The 19,433-nt window shown below is 65.2% G+C and carries 19 protein-coding genes; 14 read left to right on the top strand and 5 right to left on the bottom strand.

All coding sequences use genetic code 11. The features are described 5' to 3' along the window. Positions 1–359 precede the first annotated feature (359 nt). Complete coding sequence (locus LQG66_RS19500; RefSeq protein WP_231317312.1) at positions 360–1,298, bottom strand: hypothetical protein; 939 nt, start codon at positions 1,296–1,298, stop codon at positions 360–362. A gap of 341 nt (positions 1,299–1,639) precedes the next feature. On the opposite strand from LQG66_RS19500, the gene LQG66_RS19495 reads away from it, so the two are divergent. Together LQG66_RS19495 and LQG66_RS37445 are read left to right on the top strand one after the other, a co-directional pair. Beyond that, on the top strand, positions 1,640–2,248 hold the full coding sequence (locus LQG66_RS19495) for a Uma2 family endonuclease (RefSeq protein WP_231317311.1): 609 nt from the start codon (positions 1,640–1,642) through the stop codon (positions 2,246–2,248). A 67-nt stretch (positions 2,249–2,315) separates the two neighbouring features. Continuing rightward, the gene (locus LQG66_RS37445; RefSeq protein WP_425601227.1) at positions 2,316–2,570 is read left to right on the top strand and encodes a DUF4926 domain-containing protein; all 255 of its coding nucleotides are present in this window, start codon (positions 2,316–2,318) and stop codon (positions 2,568–2,570) included. Between the two features lie 451 nt (positions 2,571–3,021). Here LQG66_RS37445 and LQG66_RS19490 read toward each other — a convergent pair whose 3' ends face one another. Both LQG66_RS19490 and LQG66_RS19485 read right to left on the bottom strand, forming a co-directional pair. Further along, positions 3,022–3,768 carry a hypothetical protein gene (locus LQG66_RS19490; RefSeq protein ID WP_231327857.1) on the bottom strand — a complete coding sequence of 249 codons (747 nt, stop codon included), beginning with the start codon at positions 3,766–3,768 and terminating at the stop codon, positions 3,022–3,024. A 310-nt stretch (positions 3,769–4,078) separates the two neighbouring features. Further along, positions 4,079–4,807 (bottom strand): MgtC/SapB family protein, encoded by a 729-nt coding sequence (locus LQG66_RS19485; protein ID WP_231317310.1) that lies wholly within the window; start codon positions 4,805–4,807, stop codon positions 4,079–4,081. Positions 4,808–5,254: 447 nt separating this feature from the next. On the opposite strand from LQG66_RS19485, the gene LQG66_RS19480 reads away from it, so the two are divergent. Further along, positions 5,255–6,244: a cytochrome-c peroxidase gene (locus LQG66_RS19480; protein WP_231317309.1), complete on the top strand. Its 990-nt coding sequence runs from the start codon at positions 5,255–5,257 to the stop codon at positions 6,242–6,244. Between the two features lie 3 nt (positions 6,245–6,247). Beyond that, complete coding sequence (locus LQG66_RS19475) at positions 6,248–6,571, top strand: hypothetical protein (protein ID WP_231317308.1); 324 nt, start codon at positions 6,248–6,250, stop codon at positions 6,569–6,571. Between the two features lie 17 nt (positions 6,572–6,588). Here LQG66_RS19475 and cysC read toward each other — a convergent pair whose 3' ends face one another. Both cysC and cysD read right to left on the bottom strand, forming a co-directional pair. Then, positions 6,589–8,505 (bottom strand): adenylyl-sulfate kinase, encoded by a 1,917-nt coding sequence (gene cysC / locus LQG66_RS19470; RefSeq protein WP_231317307.1) that lies wholly within the window; start codon positions 8,503–8,505, stop codon positions 6,589–6,591. 17 nt (positions 8,506–8,522) lie between these two features. Further along, a complete protein-coding gene (cysD, locus tag LQG66_RS19465) occupies positions 8,523–9,317 on the bottom strand; it encodes a sulfate adenylyltransferase subunit CysD (protein WP_345778966.1) in 795 nt (264 codons plus the stop codon). Positions 9,318–9,551: 234 nt separating this feature from the next. Between cysD and cysG the strand changes: the two genes are divergently transcribed. The 10 genes from cysG (at position 9,552) to LQG66_RS19415 (ending at position 19,300) form a co-directional block, all read left to right on the top strand. After that, positions 9,552–10,982: a siroheme synthase CysG gene (gene cysG, locus LQG66_RS19460; protein WP_231317305.1), complete on the top strand. Its 1,431-nt coding sequence runs from the start codon at positions 9,552–9,554 to the stop codon at positions 10,980–10,982. Further along, positions 10,983–11,297, top strand: a complete 315-nt coding sequence (locus tag LQG66_RS19455; protein ID WP_231317304.1) for a DUF2849 domain-containing protein — start codon at positions 10,983–10,985, stop codon at positions 11,295–11,297. A gap of 10 nt (positions 11,298–11,307) precedes the next feature. Continuing rightward, positions 11,308–12,963, top strand: a complete 1,656-nt coding sequence (locus tag LQG66_RS19450) for a nitrite/sulfite reductase (protein ID WP_231317303.1) — start codon at positions 11,308–11,310, stop codon at positions 12,961–12,963. Further along, entirely contained in the window at positions 12,950–13,468 is a 519-nt protein-coding gene (locus LQG66_RS19445) for a DUF934 domain-containing protein (protein WP_231317302.1), read from the top strand. The genes LQG66_RS19450 and LQG66_RS19445 overlap by 14 nt, the downstream gene beginning before the upstream one ends. Beyond that, a complete protein-coding gene (locus LQG66_RS19440) occupies positions 13,465–14,190 on the top strand; it encodes a phosphoadenylyl-sulfate reductase (RefSeq protein ID WP_231317301.1) in 726 nt (241 codons plus the stop codon). Before LQG66_RS19445 ends, LQG66_RS19440 begins: the two co-directional genes overlap by 4 nt. Positions 14,191–14,510: 320 nt before the next feature. Then, positions 14,511–15,500: a sulfate ABC transporter substrate-binding protein gene (locus tag LQG66_RS19435; RefSeq protein WP_231317300.1), complete on the top strand. Its 990-nt coding sequence runs from the start codon at positions 14,511–14,513 to the stop codon at positions 15,498–15,500. 76 nt (positions 15,501–15,576) lie between these two features. Beyond that, positions 15,577–16,413, top strand: a complete 837-nt coding sequence (cysT, locus tag LQG66_RS19430; protein ID WP_256460580.1) for a sulfate ABC transporter permease subunit CysT — start codon at positions 15,577–15,579, stop codon at positions 16,411–16,413. A gap of 9 nt (positions 16,414–16,422) precedes the next feature. Then, complete coding sequence (gene cysW / locus LQG66_RS19425; protein ID WP_231317299.1) at positions 16,423–17,328, top strand: sulfate ABC transporter permease subunit CysW; 906 nt, start codon at positions 16,423–16,425, stop codon at positions 17,326–17,328. Continuing rightward, positions 17,318–18,355 (top strand): sulfate/molybdate ABC transporter ATP-binding protein, encoded by a 1,038-nt coding sequence (locus tag LQG66_RS19420; protein WP_231317298.1) that lies wholly within the window; start codon positions 17,318–17,320, stop codon positions 18,353–18,355. The genes cysW and LQG66_RS19420 overlap by 11 nt, the downstream gene beginning before the upstream one ends. A gap of 432 nt (positions 18,356–18,787) precedes the next feature. Further along, positions 18,788–19,300: a CAP domain-containing protein gene (locus LQG66_RS19415; RefSeq protein WP_231317297.1), complete on the top strand. Its 513-nt coding sequence runs from the start codon at positions 18,788–18,790 to the stop codon at positions 19,298–19,300. The last annotated feature ends 133 nt before the right edge of the window (positions 19,301–19,433 follow it).

The following is a 19,433-nucleotide window of genomic DNA, read 5'->3' as shown; positions in this document are numbered from 1 at the left end:
GTCTCCCCGGTGCGCCGGGCTTTTTGGTCACCGTTGCCCGCGCAGCGCGTTGGCACTGTCGCAAGCGTGGCATCAGCATCGGGATGCCAGGACCCCACAGCTTGGCCGTGCGCCTCGGGACTGTCCGTCGACATGATCGCTCACGCCGCAGCCCAAAGCGCCCACCGCATCCCGCACCCGACGTCCGTGACGGTCGCGAAACGCCCCTCGATTGGGACGGGACGGGGAGAGATAAGCATAGTTTCTGAAAAAAAGAAAGAAAAATATTTTGACGAGAGTGCTAGACAAAATCCGGCTCACGGGCTCGATGTCTTTGCGGGCACCGTTCGGCCGCCAAGCCATCGCGATTTCGTCGTCCTTCATTCCGGAAGCTCTGTGCTTCGAACGAATAGCCTCTGCCACGTCGAGGGCAGGCCATTGTAGTTCATTTGTCGTGGCCGTTGTGCCTCGCCGGTTGGCGGGAACATGTGCCAATTGCGAGTGCGATATCGTCGAAATTTGTGATGATCGTTCGTATGTTCGCTGAATGCAACGATCTCGCCGGTGCTTTCCCCTTCGGCGTCGCGCTCATAAACGATCCTGGCTGCATAGAATTTTACGGAGACGATCCATGGCGATCTCTTGATAGAGCGCCTTGCCAAGGCCCTCATGTCATCTGCGAATTTTATGTCATCAATCCATTCGCGGGGGATTTTGATAAACACCATACCAGGGACATGCTGGGGCAGTTGCTTCTTCGCTCTCGATAGAGATTCTTGTACCGTCCGCAGAGTGATTTCAGTCTCTTCCATTTTGCACTTTGTTTCGGCCCTCACCGCAACCCCATCTGAGAATCTAATCGAAAGATCATAATCCCGTCTGATGATCTTAGATTCGGGTACAAACCGAAACCAAAGCTTGGTGTCTGTAGTCGTCGTCACTAGCATCCGCGCAATTTCGAGCGCGCCATATGTTGATTCCACATCTCCATTCAGCATTTTCGTCCAAACGGAACGAAAGCCCTCCACTTTTTGGAGGTTAAATAGCATCTCCGCCAAAATTATCCGCCGCATTCTTTGGCGCTCGCGGAGGGCCTCGGGCGCTTCGATTTCTGATAGGAAAGAGGCCTTGGGGGTATCAATGATGTGTTGGTCGATCCAGTCTTGGCCAAAGAACAGCCGAAGGACCGCAGTTGCTAGTTTGTCGGAGCGGGCGACGATAGATTCTGAAATGCGGTAGGGGATCAGCCGATTAATGACGCGGATTCTATCCAGCTTTATGGCTGGGCAAGCCCCTTTCCTTGTTCGGTTTCGAACCATGCAAGAATCTCGCGCAGTGCTATGTTCCCGTTATACTTGAGGACGCGGCGTCCCGTGCGCGTGCAGGGCCGGATTTCACCACCAAATACATCCTCACGCCTCCGCAGCGCAACGGAGCTATGTCCACGCCATGTTAACCGCGACGACCGGACCCTCACTTCCTTGTTGGTCACGCTAGGCGCACGCTTCACGACTCTGGGGCCACCTCCCGCCGATGCCGATCGTCCAGACGCCTTGTCCACAACTCATATCCCGTTCGCCCTGCCGACTCGACTTGCGGATCCGCACTCCCCTCAGCGGAGGCTCCGTGCTATTATTCTCATAACGATTGGATACCGTCGATGCAGATTGAAGTTCATGGCCGTGGTTCTGGTCGGATGTCAGCCTCGGAATTCCGCAGCTTCCAGGCGCGGCGGCCGGATCGCGAGCGCTGGGAGCTTGTCGGAGGTGTCGCCATGATGATGACCCCGCCGACCATTGCCCACAACCAGATCGCCAGCAACCTCGAACGCTTGCTGAATGACGCGCTGGCGCGGCACGCGCCGGCATGGTTGGCTACGCAGTGGCCGGGTCTCGATCTCGGCACCGGCGACTTCAGGCCGGGGCCGGACGTCGGCGTGATCGATGCCGATTACGACGCCGGGCAGCGTTTCGTCGACAAGGCCTATCTGCTGGCCGAAATCGTCTTCGACACCGACGAGGTGATCGTGCCCGGCACCGACCGGCGTTGGATCGAGGTCAAGCGCGAGCTGTATCGCACGCATCCCCATTGTCGGGCTGTGCTCGTCATTGCGCAGGACCGGATGGAGGTCGCGCTTGATCTCAAGGTCGACGGCGCGTGGACGTCGATCCTGCTTCAGGGCCGCGAGGCAGAGCTGTTGCTGCATGAGTTCGGGCTATCGTGCCGCGTGGCCGATCTCTACGAACGAACGCCGGTGCCGCGGACCTAGCTCGTGTGAGCTCCTGCGATAGGCGGGCCCTATCTCTGACGTCGTTTTTGCTAATCCGGAGCTACACGTGCTGCATGCTTTCCGTGCTTGCCTTGCCTTCTTCGGGCGGAGGAAACGGTCGTTCAGGGAGTACGATGTCGTCTGTCTTCGCAGGTCGGTGCCGACCATATCACTCCCAATCGGTGCGCGGGGAACGATCGTCATTGATCATCGCTCCAAGCCGCCGGCATATCTGGTGGAGTTCTTTGCTGACGGAGAGCATGTCGGCCTTTATGACGTCGTGCCCAACGACATTGAGTTGGTGATCCCATATGAGGGATGACCCGTGAAGGGTGCCCGCGTGAGCTCTCGCGTACACCGGTCCTGCCCCGGATGTCGCCGCGCTCATCCGGGCTATGGCAGATTTACTGCTGCCGCGAGTGGCCGGCCTGATGAGCCGCGAGAGCCTCGTCAGCGAAGGCGTCGAGTTTCCCTGCCTGGGCATCGCGCTCGATCGCAGCATCAAATGACCCAGCATCGAACCGTTCGAACCATGCGCGAAAGCGCGCGAGCTCGTCTGGCGTGAGCTGCTGGACGGCCTTTTCGATCTCTTCCGCTGTTGTCATGATTGAAAATATAACACTGAAAACGGTGGCGGCATAGCTGGTCGCCTACGGCGGTCAACGGCCGGTCGTAAGTCAAGCAAAGGCCTGGGGTGCCTGCTCACCATACTTCATCTGTGAGCTACGGTGGGCACGCGCCGCCTTACGGCGGCGCTTTGCGATCGTAGAGTGCTACAGCGCCCCCGACGTGACGAGGCCGAGCTTGAGCCAGGCGGCGGGCGGCACCTCGGTGGGTCGTCTGCGGTCGGCCCAGTTGCGGTCGACGATGTCGATCAGCCCGGCGTCGACGCCCATCTCGCGCAGATAGAGCCGGACCTGCTCGCCATAATACGTGGTCAGGCCGGAGCGGTGCTCGGCGGAGACGTTGGGCGCGAGCCGGTTGCGGATTTCCATGCCGACGAGTTCAACCTTCGTATCCGGCGGCAGGCTGCGATGCGCGCCGCCGGCCAGCATCAGCAGGCAGGACGTCTCGCACACCGTTCTGGAGGCATCGAGCTTCGCCTCCAAGGCGCCGCCCGAACGTTTCAGCGCCAGGCATTCGCCGTCCTGTTTGCCGCGACAGGCTTCGACCAATGTTCGGCCCACGCTGGTGTCGAAGCCGCGGTCGCGCAGGATGCGGCCCATGCTCACCGCGACGTTGAGATTGGCTTCGCCGCGGCTGTTGATGACGACCGGCAGCTTGCGGCCCGATTGGCGGTCGAGGATCGCGATCAGCCGCTTGAAGGTGTCGAACTGGATGGTGCCTTCGGCGGCGATCCAGTCGGCGCAGCCGGGACCGCAGGAATCGGACGGGCCGTGGGCGACGTAGAAGATCATCGCATCGGGCAGCGCGCCGAACTCGGCGATCGGCGGTGGTGTCTCAGGCTGCGCCGCGGCTCTATCCACATCCGCCCCGATCACGCTGGTCACGCCGACCATCACCAGCGCCCGCAACAGTCCGGCAGCCATCGTCACCCCCCAGCGACCCGGCTTGGATTGTCACAGCTGAGAGGTAGTTGTGCAAGCGGCGCCATGCACGTGGACCGTATGACCATTCGCCAATGGCAAAGCGCCGACGACGCGTTCGTCATCCGCCCTGCAATCCGCTCGCCGGTCTCCCTACTGACAACGGCCGTCGGCGTGGGCGGCGGCGAGTTTGATGCGGGCGCGCTGCTCCGGCGTGACGCAGCTGGTATCGGTCGGGATACGCGTCAGACCAGACCGGCCTTGATCCTGTCCTGCTCCGCGCTCACGCGCGCGACGGCGCCAGACGGAATTCGACCACGTCTTCGGCGCCCGACAGGTCACGCGCCATCTGCGCCGTCTCGAACCGGCCGGCAGCCTGCAGCACCAGCTCGAAATGGAATTGCCGCTTCGCCTCGCTGTATTCGTAGCACCAGTCCAGCACGTCGAAGCCATAGGCCCGCATGCATTCGCGCAGTTCGGTCTCGTTCGGCTGCAAGCCGTGGCGGTAGACGAGGGACAGAGACAGCGTGGTCTGATGCGGCAGCCATTGCTCGACCTTGCCGAGCAGGGTCATGGCGGCCAGGGACAGCGCCGTGGCGCAAAGCGCGGTGCCGTAGAAGCCGATGCCGATGATGACGCCGATGGCCGACGTCATCCAGATCGAGGCGGCCGTCGATACGCCGCGGATGGTGAAACCGTCCTTGATGATGACGCCCGCACCGAGGAAGCCGATGCCGGTCATCAGGCCCTGGATCACGCGCGTCGGATCGGCCACGGTCGGTGACACCGCCATGCCGCCATACCAGCTGCCGGGAAAGCCGTTGATCGCCGTCAGCAAGGTCGATGCGACGCAAACCAGCGCATAGGTCCGCATGCCGGCCGCGCGCCCGTGATAGGTGCGCTCGTAGCCCAGCAGCAGGCCGACGGCCGCAGCACCGATCAGATGCAGCAGCAGAATCCCATTCGTCGCCAGCTCCGCCTTCGACCAATAGGCCGCCAAATGCTCCATCATGCGCCTCGACCGCGTTATGCGCGTGCCGTGAACTGTGCGGATCAAGTGCTAATTTCTGCTTGCGGAGATCGCCCCTCCCGCGCGCACGTCCTCGACATCGGCCGAACGGGCGACGCGCTTCCGTAGTTCTTCGGGTTATCGTTGCGCTGAGCAGTTGCTTGCGCGTCCGCATCCGGCGGCGGCGCCGGCCAGGATGCGCGGACGGAGCGCGCCTGCCGGCCGCGGAGGCGGGGCGGCAGATCGTCACCGACCCGATCGTGGAGTTCGGTGCGCACCATCAACGCGATGACGTGGGCGCGCCGCGCGCTGACGGCGCTCGTACATGCAGGCGGTGAGGCCGTCGGCGATCCTCTCGGCTCCGTCGACGCATTGCCTCTTGTTAGTCCCACTTCGGTCGCAAATGCTTCCGACAATTACTTGCATATCGTTTGGGTTGAGGAGTTGGTGATGTCGTTTACTGGGCTGCGGCCGGTCATCCTGTGTCTCGGCCTGCTCACCTTGCCCGCCCTCGCAGCGGACAAGTCAACGGCGACGTATCGCGCCGCGGCTGCGGAAAGGCCGACATTGCTGCAGATCTTTGCGGCTGCAATAAAACCGAAACCCGTGCACGCCGCCGAGCCTGCGCACAGGCGCAGGGTCCGGCACGTTGCCTCGGCGGCGAGGAAGCGGAAGGTCCGGCCCGCCGTTGCGGTGACGCATGCGCCGGTGGCGCCGCCCACCACGGTTGGGGCGGCCGTGACCCCGCCGGCACAGCTCTCCGAGGCGGACCTCGCCGCCAAGGGGCTGGAGCTGTTCAACGACGTCAGCCTCTCGGGCGGCGGCAAGGCGTCGTGCGCGACCTGCCACTTCTCGACCGGGCATACCAACAACAAGACCTATGTCGGTCTCGACGTGGTCGCCGACGGCGATCCCAATGGCCGCAACACGCCGACCTTGTGGGGCGTCGGCGAACGCGCGGTGTTCGGCTGGGCCGGCCAGGCGCCGACGCTCGAGGACAGCATCCGCGGCATCATCGTCAATCGCATGAAGGGGCCGGAGCCGGCGAAGGAAACCTTGGCGGCGCTGGTCGCCTATGTCCGGACGCTGAACTATCCCACGAGCTGGCAGATCAAGGAGGACGGCACGCCGACGGTGAATGCGAGCGCGGCCGTGAAGCGCGGCTACGACCTCTATCTCGGCGATGGCGGCTGCGGCACCTGCCACCAGTTGCCGAGTTTCGACAAGAAGAGCCGCGACGACATCGGCACCGGCGGCAAGTTCAAGGTGCCGGCCTTGCACGCGGTGGCCTCGACCGCGCCGTACTTCCACGACGGCCGCACCGCCTCGCTGCGCGATGCCGTCAAGCTGATGTGGGAGTTCTATGCCAAGAAGATGGAGTCGCGGTTGCCGACCGACGCCGAGCTCGACGATCTCACCGCCTATGTCGGAGCGCTGTGACCCGTGATGCGCTGGCAGCGCTTGGCCGGATGGACATCAGCCGATGATCACCGCTCGCAGGCCGGGCGGCTTGGCATGGCCGTCCGGCTCGGTTCGATCCTGGTCAGCCTCATGATCCGAGACGCGCCGCAGCCGGAGTTCTTCACCGTGCCGGCCGAGGAATTCAGCGTGGATTGCAGCCTCACGCCGGGCAGCATGTCCGCGGCGCGGCTCGCCACGGACGAGGGACCTTCAGGCGACACCACCACGCCGTGGGCCGGATGCGACGGCCAGGCCTCCGGCGCGGGAAGGTCCCTGCGACGGACCGCGTGGTCCGTCCTGCCTTGAGGTGATGGCGCGCTGCCTCAGATGTTGGCGCCGAGATCGGCGATGTCGTCGAACAGCACGCCGGTCCGGGACAGCAGGGCCTCGAGCTCGTCGGTGGCGTCCGCAATCCCGCGCGTCGCGGTGTCGATCACGAGCTCGGCATCGAGCGGCGGCTCGTAGTCGGTGCCGATGCCGGTGAAGTTCTGCAGATTGCCGGCGCGGGCCTTGGCGTAGTGGCCCTTGGGATCGCGGCTCTCGCAGATCTCGGCGGCGGTCGCGACGTAGATCTCACGGAACAGATCGCCGGCCACGCGACGCGCGGCTGCACGGTCCTCGCGCCCCGGCGACACCGCGGCGACGATGGCGATGTGGCCGTTGCGGGCCAGATGCGTCGCGACCTCGGCGAGGCGGCGGATGTTCTCGGCGCGATCCTCCGGCGTGAAGCCGAGATCCTTGTTGAGGCCGGCGCGCACGGTGTCGCCGTCGAGCAGCACCGGGGCGCCGCCGCGGCCGAACAGGCGCCGCTCCAGCGCGCGGGCGAGCGTCGACTTGCCGGCGCCGGGCAGGCCGGTCATCCACACCACCGCGCCCTTGTGGCGATAGCGGTCGGCACGCTCCTGCGGCTGCAGCGCCGATTCCACCGGCATGATGTCGACCGGCTGGGCGCGCTTGCCGGCGTCGACCGTCAGCACCAGACCGCCGCCGGCGATGCGGCCCTGGACCTCGATGACGAGGCGGCCGGTGCGGGCGTTCTCGGTGTAGGGGTCGATGGCGACCGGCTGCGTCAGCGCGATCTCGATCTCGCCGACATGGTTGCGCGCGATCGCGGCGTTCTCCTCGTTGGACAGCGAGCCCGGATCGACCGCCTTGTCGATCGCCACCACGCTGCCGCGCGCCTCGCGGGTGCCGAGCCGCACCACGATGCTGTCGCCTTTCGACAACGGCTGGTCGTGCAGCCAGAAGATGCGGGCATGCAGCCGGCGCGACGCCTGCGGCTCGCGGCCGACATGGGCGATGACATCGCCGCGCTCGATGAACAGCTCGCGGTCGAGCGTGATGCCGACCGAGCGCCCCGCGCCCTGCGGCGTCGTGACCGGCGTCGCCGGCCAGCCCTCGACGGACTTGATCTTGGCGATCTTGCCGGCCGGCATGATCACGATCTCGTCGCCGGTCTTCAGCTCGCCGGCCTCGATGCGGCCGGCCACGATGCGGCGGTCGTCGAACTTGTAGATCGCCTGCACCGGCAGGCGCAGCGGCAGGCTCGACAGCGGCCGCGCCGGCTCGAGGCCGTCGAGCGCCTCGACCACGGTCGGGCCCTTATACCAGCCGATCCGCGACGTGTGCTGGGCCACGCCGTCGCCGTCGCGCGCGGAAATCGGGATCACCGCGACCGGCGTGACGCCGAGGCCCTCGAGATGGGCCGAAATCTCGGCCTTGATCTCGTCGAAGCGGGCCTGGCCGAAATCGACCCGGTCCATCTTGTTCACCACGACCGCGACCTGCTTCACGCCGAGCAGATGCAGCAGATAGCCGTGACGTCGGGTCTGGTCGCGCACGCCTTCGAGCGCGTCGATGATCAGCACGGCGCCGTCGGCCTGCGAGGCGCCGGTGATCATGTTGCGCAGGAATTCGGCATGGCCGGGCGCGTCGATCAGCACGACCTCGCGCTCATTGGTGCGAAAGCGGATCTGCGTGGTGTCGATGGTGATGCCCTGGTCGCGCTCGGTCTGCAGCGCGTCGAGCAGGAACGACCATTCGAACGGCATGCCGCGCCGGGCGCTCACCGCCTGCAGCATCTCGAGCTTGCCCTCGGGCAGGCTGCCGGTCTCATGCAGGAGGCGGCCGACCAGGGTCGACTTGCCGTGATCGACATGGCCGACGATCACGATGCGGACCTGCGGACGCGTGGTGCCGTTCGGCGTGGCGGGGGCTGCTGACGGGACTCTCATGTTCATCGTCTCGAAGCTCCCGCTCACAGATAGCCGGCGACGCGAAGCCGCTCGAAGGCGTCCTCGGTCTCGTGGTCGAGCGCGCGGCCGGCGCGCTCCGGCACCTTGGTGCTTTCGAGCTCGGCGAGAATCTCGGGGATGTTGGAGGCGTTCGACGCCACGGGGAAGGTGATGTCCTGGTCGCCAAGCGAGCGATAGCGTTTGCCGTTGTGCGACAGATACAGGGGAATGATCGGAATGTTCTCGCGCGCCGTGTAGGCCCAGATGTCGGCCTCGGTCCAATGCAGGATCGGATGGATGCGCAAATGCGCGCCCTGCGGCGGCGAGGCGTTGAAGTGATCCCAGAATTCCGGCGGCTGGTCGCGCACGTCCCAATGGCCTTCGGCGCCGCGCGGCGAGAACACGCGCTCCTTGGCGCGCGTCGCCTCCTCGTCGCGGCGGATGCCGGCGATCAGGCCGTCGAAGCCGTGCTTGGCGAGCGCCATCTTCAGGCCCTCGGTCTTGCGCGCGGCCGAGCGCGCCGCCGGCGGCAGGGTCGGATCGACCGCATCGATCGGCGGGCAGGGCTCGACCCGGAGATCGAGCTCCCATTCCTTCGCGAAAGCGTCGCGGAAGACGTACATCTCCGGAAATTTCTTGCCGGTATCGACGTGCATGGCCGGGAACGGCACGCGGCCGAAGAAGGCCTTGCGCGCCAGCCAGATCATCACGTTGGAATCTTTTCCGAGCGACCACAGCAGCGCCAGCTTCTTCAGCCGTGCAAAGGCCTCGCGGAGAATGTAAATGCTCTGCGCCTCGAGCTGATCGAGATGATCCATCGCGGCCGCCCCATGGAGAACGCGCGGCATGGAAGATGCTTTATCAAACTCGGCTGGAGGCAACCGGTCTCTGGAAACGTCGTTGGTGAGAATGTGCATGCTGCCAGCCTTCGCCTGCTTAGGAGAAAATTCTATGGCGCAGCCAAGAAATAATTTTCTCTTTACGTTCGCGTCGTGACACTTATATAGAAAATAATTCCAGTCAACCCCGAAGAGTCGAAGCCGAAGAACGCGATGCAGTATCTGCCGGTGTTTCTCGATCTGAAGACCGGTCCCGTGCTCCTGGTCGGCGCGGGCGAGCTGGTGCGCGCCAAGCTCAGGGTGCTGCTGGCGGCGGGCGCGCGCATCCGCTGGTTCGCGACCGACGGCAATGTCGACCTTGCGGGTCTGCGCGATGATCACGGCCAGATCCAATGCGTCGACGGCGATCCGCTGAGCACCGATCTCGCAGGCGTCATCGCCGTGCTGTGCGCCGGCGCCGGCGATATCGGCGTGGCGATGTCGGCGCGGGCGCGCGCCGTCGGCCTGCCCGTCAACGTGATGGACGACCTCACGCATTCGAGCTTCATCTTTCCCGCGATCGTCGATCGCGGTGACGTCGTGGTGGCGATCGGCACCGGCGGCACCTCGCCGGTGGTGGCGCGCCGCGTCCGCGAGCGCATCGAGGCGCTGCTGCCGGCGCGGATCGGCGAGCTCGCGAGCTTCATCGGCGAGTTCCGCAAGACCATCAATCCCGTCATCGCCGAGATGCCGCTGCGGCGCCGGTTCTGGGAGCGCATCGTCGACGGCCCGATCGGCACACTGGTGCTGGCCGGCCGCAAGGCGGAAGCCGAAGCGGCCCTTCACGGCATCGGCGATCCCACGGCCTATGCCGGTGCTGATCAGGCCGGCCGCAGCGAAGGTCATGTCACGCTGGTCGGCGCCGGTCCCGGCGATCCCGATCTGCTCACGATCAAGGCGCTGCGCGCGCTGCAGGATGCCGACGTCGTGTACTACGACGAGCTGGTGACGCCCGAAATTCTCGATCGCATCCGCCGCGACGCCTCGCGCGTGCCGGTCGGCCGCAGGGTCGGCAAGCCCGGCATCGGCCAGGACGCCGTCAACAAGCTCTTGATCGACGCGGCCCGCGAGGGCAAGCGCGCGGTGCGCTTGAAGGGCGGCGATTGCTTCGTGTTCGGCCGCGGCGGCGAGGAGGTTGACGCGCTGCGCAAGGCCGGCGTGTCCTACGCGATCGTGCCCGGCATCACCGCCGGCCTCGGCGCCGCCGCGCAGTTCGAGGTGCCTTTGACGTTCCGCAGCAAGGCGCTGCGCATCACCTTCCTCACCGCGCACAAGGAGCGCGACGCCGAGGCGGTCGACTGGTCGGTTCTGACCGACACCAAGATGACCGTCGTCGTCTACATGGGCATGACGGCTGCGCCCGCGGTGCGTGCCGGCCTGCTCGCCGCCGGCCGTTCGCCGCAGACGCCGGTCGGCGTGTTCGCCAAGGTGACGCGGGCCGATGCGCAGGCCGCTGTCGGCACCTTGGATCAGCTGCCCGACCTCGTCGCCAGAATCGACGGCGGCCCCGCCATCCTCATCATCGGCGACGTCGTGGCGCATTCTGCGCCATGGCGTCAGCAGAATCTCAGTCGCGTGATCGCCCAACTCCTGGAACCTGCTTGAATGACGTCTCCGCTGCAACAGAAGATCAAGATCACCGGTCCCTCGATCATCACCGCGAACCGGACCTGGGACGGCGCGGTGATCTACCGCACCGGCGCCAAGAGCTGGTCCGATGCGCTGACCGAGGCCGCGATCGTGCGCACCGCGGACGAGGCGCGGGCGCTGCTGACCGAAGCGGTGGCCGATGATCTCGGCGCCATCGGCGCCTACCTCGCGCCGGTCGAGGTCGCTGCCGACGGCGCGGTCAAGCCCGGCAATATGCGCGAACACATCCGGCTCACGGGCGCCACCATCGCGCTGCCGGCTCAAGCCTGAAGGCTCTGTCATGTATGCTTATGACGAAATCGACCGCACTTTGGTCAACGAGCGCGTCGCCGAATTCCGCGACCAGGTAAAGCGGCGCCTGTCGGGCGAGCTCACCGAGGACGAATTCAAGATGCTGCGGCTGCAGAACGGCGTCTATCTGCAGCTGCACGCCTACATGTACCGCATCGCCATTCCCTACGGCACGCTGTCGTCCGAGCAACTGCGCCGGCTGGCGCATGTCGCGCGCCGCTACGACCGCGGCTATGGCCACTTCACGACCCGGCAGAACATCCAGTTCAACTGGATCAAGCTCGCCGAGCTGCCGGATGCGATGGCCGACCTTGCCGAGGTCGGCATCCAGTCGATGCAGACCTCCGGCAACAACATGCGCAACGTCACCTCCGACCAGTGGGCCGGCGTCGCGCCGGGCGAGATCGAGGATCCGCGCATCTGGGCCGAGCTGCTCCGCCAGTTCACGACCCTGCACCCGGAATTCTCGTTCCTGCCGCGCAAGTTCAAGATCGCGATCACGGCCTCCGAGCACGACCGCGCCGCGATCAAGATCCACGACATCGGGCTGCGGCTGCTGAAGAACGCGGAAGGTGAGACCGGCTTCGAGGTGCTGGTCGGCGGCGGTCTCGGCCGCTCGCCCTTCATCGCCAAGACCATCAAGCCGTTCGTGCATGGCCGCGACATCCTGAGCTATGTCGAGGCGATCCTGCGCGTCTACAACCAGTACGGCCGCCGCGACAACATCTACAAGGCGCGCATCAAGATCCTGGTGCACGAACTCGGCATCGAGAAGTTCTCAGCCGAGGTCGAGGAGGAATGGCAGCAGATCCGCGACGGCGTGCTCAAGCTCGACGACGACATCATCGAGGACATCCGCTCGCGCTTCTTCTATCCGGCCTACGAGACGCTGCCGCACATGCCTGACGAGCTCAAGCAGGCCGCGCATGATCAGAAGTTCGAGGCCTGGCGCAAGAACTCGGTGTTTGCCCACAAGGTGCAGGGCCATGCCATCGTGGTGGTGTCGCTGAAGCCGGTCGGCGGACCGCCCGGTGACGCGACCGCCGACCAGATGGATGCGCTCGCGGACATCGCCGACAAATATTCGTTCGGCGAGATCCGCGTCGGCCATGAGCAGAACCTGGCGCTGCCGCATGTCCGCAAGCGCGACCTGCCGGCAGTATGGAAGGCGCTCGACGCGATCGGGCTCGCGATCCCCAACGTCAACCTGGTGTCCGACATCATCGCCTGTCCGGGGCTGGACTACTGCTCGCTCGCCAATGCGCGCTCGATCCCGATCGCGCAGGAGATCACGCGCCGCTTCGCCAATCACGACACGGCGAACCTGATCGGCCGGCTGCACATCAACATTTCCGGCTGCATCAATGCCTGCGGCCACCACCATGTCGGCCACATCGGCATCCTCGGCGTCGAGAAGAACAACGAGGAATTCTACCAGATCACGATCGGCGGCCGTGCCGACGAGGGCGCCGCGCTCGGCACCCTGATCGGGCCCGCGGTGCCGTATGCCGAGGTCGCCGACGTCGTCGAGGACATCGTCGAAGCCTATCTTGCGCTGCGTGCGCATCCCGAGGAGCTTTTCGTCGACACGGTGAAGCGGCTCGGGGTCGAACCATTCAGGGAGCGGGTTTATGCCACTCGTTAAGGGCGGACACATCGTTGCGGACGAGTTCGTCCGCACAGCCGAGGACGCCGAGCTGCCGGCGCAGGGCGCGGTCCTGGTGTCAGCGAGCCGCTTTCTCGCGGATCCGGAAGCCGTGCTCGGTCGCGCCGGCGGCAAGGTCGGCGTGATCTGGCCGAACGACCGCGACGTCGACGATCTCGTGCCCCATCTCGCTCGGCTCGCGCTGGTCGCCCTGGTTTTCCCGAGCTTTCGCGACGGCCGTGCCTACACCCAGGCACGCCTCCTGCGTGAGCGCTACGCCTATCGCGGCGAGCTGCGCGCGACCGGGCAGGTGCTGCGCGACCAGTTCGTGTTCATGCTGCGCGCCGGCTTCGATGCCTTCGAGGTCAAGAAGCAGGCCGACGCCGAAGCCTTCACCGAGACCGTGAAGCGCTATTCGGTGTTCTACCAGCCGACCGGCGACGGACGGCTCTCGGCCCTGCATCAGCGCCTGCAACTGCGCCATTCGGAGAGTGCCGGGTTGTGAGCACGCCTGCTGCATCGTCTTCGGTCGCGGAAACGCCGGTTGCGGCGCTCGATGCAGCGCTGCGCTCGGCTGCGCCGCACCAGGTCATTGCCGCCGCGCTGCAGGCGATCGGGCGCGAGCGGCTCGCCGTGGTGTCTTCCTTCGGCACGGAATCGGCGGCGCTGTTGAAGGTGACAGCCGATGTCGATCCGGCGATCCCGGTGATCTTTCTCGACACCGGTCACATGTTCGCCGAGACCCTCGCCTATCGCGACCGGCTGATCGAGATCCTCGGCCTGCAGGACGTGCGCTCGATGAAGCCTGATGCCGCAGCGCTCGCGCGCGAAGATGCCGACAACGAATTGTGGTTCTCCGATCCCGACGCCTGCTGCCGCATCCGCAAGGTCGAACCGCTGGCACGTGCGCTGGCGCCGTTCGCGGCCTGGATCAACGGCCGCAAGCGCTTCCAGGGGGGCTTGCGCGCCGCGATCCCCGTCGTCGAGCAGGATGGCGCGCGCATAAAATTCAATCCGTTCGCCAACGTCACCCGCGAGGATATTGCGGCGATCTATCGTTCGGCCAACCTGCCACAGCATCCGCTGGTCGCCTCCGGCTTCCGCTCGATCGGCTGCATGCCCTGCACCAGCCGCTCGGACTCCGCCGAGGACGACCGCGCCGGACGCTGGCGCGGCCGCGGCAAGACGGAGTGCGGCATTCACACGGTCACGACGTCGTCGGTGTAGAGAGCCCCGTGCTCTTCGGTGCCATCTAAATTTCCCGCTCAGGTTGCGATCTTGTTTTTCGGACATATCGAGAACGATATCAAGCGCGATGCCGTTGCCGCGCGGTCCCGATCGCGCCAATTCGCTGTGGTTCGCACCTTCATGACGGCAATGTGTCGCGGCACAGAATGCCCATCCCATTGCGTCCCGCTTCGTAGCACAATGGCCATGTCCGGCCGCAAACAAGAGAATCCGGTTTCGTTGACTCTGAACCGCACATCCGGCGATCTGCAGGACGCGCCTGCAACATTGCGGGCCCGTCATTGGAATGGAGAGCTTGGATGATGCGGCGTGTTCTGGCTGTTGTCGCGGGCCTGGCATGGGCAGGGTCGGCGTATGCTGCGGACGTGAGTCTGCTCAACGTGTCCTATGACCCGACCCGCGAGCTCTACGTCGAGTTCAACAAGGCATTCTCGGCCGCCTACCAGAAGGAGAGCGGCAAGAGCGTCGAGATCAAGCAGTCGCATGGCGGCTCCGGCGCGCAGGCCCGCAGCGTCATCGACGGCCTGCAGGCCGACGTCGTGACCCTGGCGCTGGCCTATGACATCGACGCGATCGCGGGCAAGGGGCTGCTCGACAAGGAGTGGCAGAAGCGTTTGCCGCAGAACGCTTCGCCCTACACCTCGACGATCGTGTTCCTGGTCCACAAGGGCAATCCCAAGGGCATCAAGGATTGGGACGACCTGCTCAAGCCGGGCGTCGACGTGATCACGCCGAACCCGAAGACCTCCGGCGGCGCGCGCTGGAACTACCTCGCCGCCTGGGGCTATGCCCTGAAGAAGACCGGCTCGGCCGATAAGGCCAAGCAGTTCGTGGCCGATCTCTATAAGCACGTTCCCGTGCTCGATACCGGCGCCCGTGGCGCGACCGTCACTTTCGTGGAACGCGGCGTCGGCGACGTCCTGTTGGCCTGGGAGAACGAGGCCTATCTGGCATTGAAAGAATTCGGTAAGGAAAAATTCGAGATCATCTCGCCGTCGCTGTCGATCCTGGCCGAACCGCCAGTTGCCATCGTCGATACCGTTGTGGCCAAGAAGGGCACCCAGGCTGTCGCCGAAGCCTATCTCAAGTACTGGTATACGAAGGAAGGTCAGGAAATCGCCGCACGCAACTTCTACCGTCCGCGCGATCCGGAAGTGGCGAAGACGTACGCCGAGTCATTCGCCAAGGTCGACCTGTTCACGATCGACGACGTGTTCGGCGGCTGGACCAAGGCGCAGAAGGAGCATTTCGGCGAAGGCGGGATCTTCGACCAGATCTACAAGAACTGATCGGGACCGAGAACTGATCAGGGAGAATGGCGGGAGACGATGGTTTGAGCCAGGTGGGAATGAGCCAGGTGGCTTCTTGAACGTTCTTGCACCACGACGCAGCACCTTGCCGGGCTTCGGTCTCACCATGGGACTGACGCTGACCTGGCTGTCCCTGATCGTGCTCATTCCATTGGCCGGGCTGTTCATCCGGTCGACCGAGCTGAGCCTGGAGCAGTTCTGGGGCATCGTGACCAGCCGCCGCACGCTGAGCGCGCTCAGGCTCTCCTTCGGGCTCGCCTTCGCAGCCGCCTGCGTCAACCTGGTGATGGGCACGATCGTGGTCTGGGCGCTGGTGCGCTACCGCTTTCCCGGCCGCCGCCTGTTTGACGCCATCGTCGACGTTCCGTTCGCGCTGCCCACGGCGGTTGCCGGCGTGGCGCTGACGGCCCTGTTTGCCCAGAAGGGCTGGCTCGGCGCGCCGCTAGCGGCGCTGGGCATCAAGGTGGCGTTCACGCCGCTCGGCATCTTCATCGCGATGATCTTCATCGGAATCCCGTTCGTGGTCCGCACCGTTCAGCCGGTGCTGATCGACCTCGATCCCGAGATCGAGGAGGCGGCCGCGAGCCTCGGCGCCGGCCGCTGGCATATCGTCACCCGGGTCATCCTGCCCAGCCTGACGCCGGCGCTGCTGACCGGCTTCGCGCTCGCCTTCGCCCGCGCCGTCGGCGAATACGGCTCGGTGATCTTCATTGCCGGCAATCTGCCGAACGTGTCGGAGATCGCGCCGCTCCTGGTCGTGATCCGGCTGTCCGAATTCCGCTACGCCGACGCCACGGCCATTGCGGTGGTGATGCTGGTGGTGGCATTCGTGATCATCTTCGCGGTGAATCGCTTGCAGCGCTGGGCCCAGGCCCAGGCGCCGTCAACTTGAGGCCGCGACATGAGCGTCGAGATGACCCTGCAACGGACGTCCGGTCCATCGGCAAAGTCCAGCCATGTCGAAATGGTCGCCTTGCGCGATCCGCGCGCCGAGCCGCGTGCCGTCCGGATCGCCATCATCACGCTGGCGATCGCCTTTCTCTCGATCTTCGTCGTGCTGCCGCTGGTCGTCGTGTTCGTGGAGGCGTTCGGCAAGGGCGTGGCGGCCTACCTGTCCGCTTTGGCCGACCCGGAGGCGCTGTCCGCCATCCGCCTCACCCTCGCGGTCGCGGCCGTCTCGGTCGGCACCAACCTGGTGTTCGGCCTGGCCGCCGCCTGGGCGATCGCGAAGTTCGATTTTCCCGGCAAGACCTTCCTGATCACGCTGATTGACCTGCCTTTTTCGGTGAGCCCGGTCATCTCTGGCCTCGTCTTCGTGCTGCTGTTCGGCGCGCAGGGTTTCTTCGGTCCCTGGCTGCAGAGCCACGATCTGCAGATCCTGTTCGCCTTCCCCGGCATCACGCTCGCCACCGTCTTCGTGACGTTTCCGTTCGTAGCGCGTGCGCTGATCCCCTTGATGCAGGAGCAGGGCACGCAGGAGGAGGAGGCGGCGATCTCGCTCGGCGCCTCGGGCTTGCAGACCTTCTTCCGCGTCACACTGCCCAACATCAAATGGGGCGTGCTGTACGGCGTTCTGCTGTGCAATGCGCGCGCGATGGGCGAGTTTGGCGCGGTCTCGGTCGTGTCAGGCCACATCCGCGGCGAGACCAACACGATGCCGCTGCTGGTCGAGATCCTCTACAACGAATACCAGATGGTCGCCTCGTTCGCGATCGCCTCGCTGCTGGCGATGCTGGCGCTGATCACGCTGATCGCCAAGACCATTCTCGAACGTCACATCGACGAGGACATTCCTCATGACCATTGAAGTGAGGGGCGTCGTCAAGACCTTCGGCACGTTCAAGGCGCTCGACGGCGTCGATCTCAAGGTCGCCAATGGCGAGCTGCTGGCGCTGCTCGGGCCGTCCGGCTCCGGCAAGACGACCTTGCTGCGGATCATCGCCGGGCTGGAATGGCCCGATTCCGGCGAGATCCTGTTCGACGGCGAGAACGCGCTCGACCGCGGCGCGCGCGAGCGCCATGTCGGCTTCGTGTTCCAGCACTACGCGCTGTTCCGCCACATGAGCGTGTTCGAGAACGTCGCGTTCGGCCTGCGCGTGCAGCCGCGCAGCATCCGCAAGAGTGAGAGCCAGATTCGGGCGCGGGTGAAGGAGCTGCTCGACCTGGTGCAGCTCGACTGGCTCGCCGACCGCTATCCGAGCCAGCTCTCCGGCGGTCAGCGCCAGCGCATCGCGCTGGCCCGCGCGCTCGCCATCGAGCCGCGCATCCTGCTGCTCGACGAGCCGTTCGGCGCGCTCGACGCCAAGGTGCGCAAGGAGCTGCGGCAATGGCTGCGCACCCTGCATCATTCGATCAACGTCACCTCGATCTTCGTCACCCATGATCAGGAGGAGGCGCTCGAGGTCGCGCATCGCGTCGTCGTGATGGACAAGGGCCGCATCGAGCAGGTCGGCTCGCCGAGCGACGTCTATGACAGTCCGGCGACCGCCTTCGTCCACGGCTTCATCGGTGAATCGATCATGCTGCCGGTCGAGATCTCCGGTGGCGCGGTGCATCTCAACGGCCGGCCGCTGGATCTGGCTGCGCCAGGCGATGCGACAGGAGCGTCGACGCTGTTCGTGCGCCGCCACGACATGGTGATCGGCCCGGCCGGTAGCGGTACGCTCGACGGCGCCATCACCCATGTCCGCAGCTTCGGCCCGGTGCAGCGCGCCGAGATCGCGCTCGCTGAGGGCGTCGCGACGATCGAGATCGACGCGCCGCGCGACCGCGAGCTTCGGATCGGCGATCGCATCGGATTGAAGCCAAGGCATTATCGGATCTTCGCGGGGTGAGGGAGGCGATGCGCCCGGCGTAGCTGGCAGAGCGCGATCCTGCGATGCAGAACTCGAGTTCTAGTCGCACGGAGTTGGATCGTAGATTGCCAACCACCGAACCAGTGTCGTCCCGGACAAGCCCGGCAACGCGCAAGCGTTGGCGGGCGCCGATCCGGGACCGATACGCCGTGAAGCCCATGGTTGAGGATGCTGGAGCGGCATCTCCTCTCGCCACGACCGCCGCGGCGTATGGGTCCCGGCGCGGGGGCCGGGACGACACCGAATTTGGGGCGCCGTCCTTAGCTTCACTGCGCCGACCTTATGGTTGACGAACCATTGCCGGCAGGAATGGCCGCAATTGTACCGATGGAACTTACCTGCGATTCACCTTTCAGCCACGGTTGATGTGCAACAACCCGCCTCTCTCGTCGGCACAGGACTGGTTCATCGATGCGTCTGGCACTTGCTCTCTCCATTGCATTCCTGCTCGCCGGCTGCGCGGCTGAGACGCCCGTCGTGCAGGCGCCGACCATGTATGTCGACATGGCCGTCGCAGGGGCAAAGCTCGATGCGGTCGCTGCCGCGACCATGATCTCGCAATACCGCCAGAACAACGGGCTCGGCATGGTCGAGGTTGATCCCGAACTGATGCGGCTCGCGGAATCGCAGTCGCAGGTGATGGCCGACAAGAACAAGCTCGATCACGACGTGCGAGCGCCGCTGGCGAAGCGGTTGACCGGCGCGGGCTACGACGCCACGGTTGCAGTCGAGAACGTATCAGCCGGTTATCACACGCTGGCGGAAGCTTTTTCAGGCTGGCGCGACTCGCCGCCTCATCGTGCCAACATGCTCAAGAACGGTGTCACAAAAATAGGCATCGCGGCGAGCTATGCTCCGAATACCAAGTACAAGGTGTTCTGGACCATGATCCTGGCCGCGCCGGACGGCAAGAAGCCGTCCTGACGGGCAGGCCTGCCGAGCGTTTGCGCAGCGGCTTTTGCGCGCTGTCGTCGCCGGCGCTGATGCTGGGGTTCCATCCCGCTTGCCGGTGGATTGACGTCACCGGGAAGTGACGCCACGGTGGTGCCACGCTTTG

This window comes from Bradyrhizobium ontarionense (assembly GCF_021088345.1).
GTDB lineage: Bacteria > Pseudomonadota > Alphaproteobacteria > Rhizobiales > Xanthobacteraceae > Bradyrhizobium > Bradyrhizobium ontarionense.
This window is presented reverse-complemented; position numbering and strand designations above follow the sequence as displayed.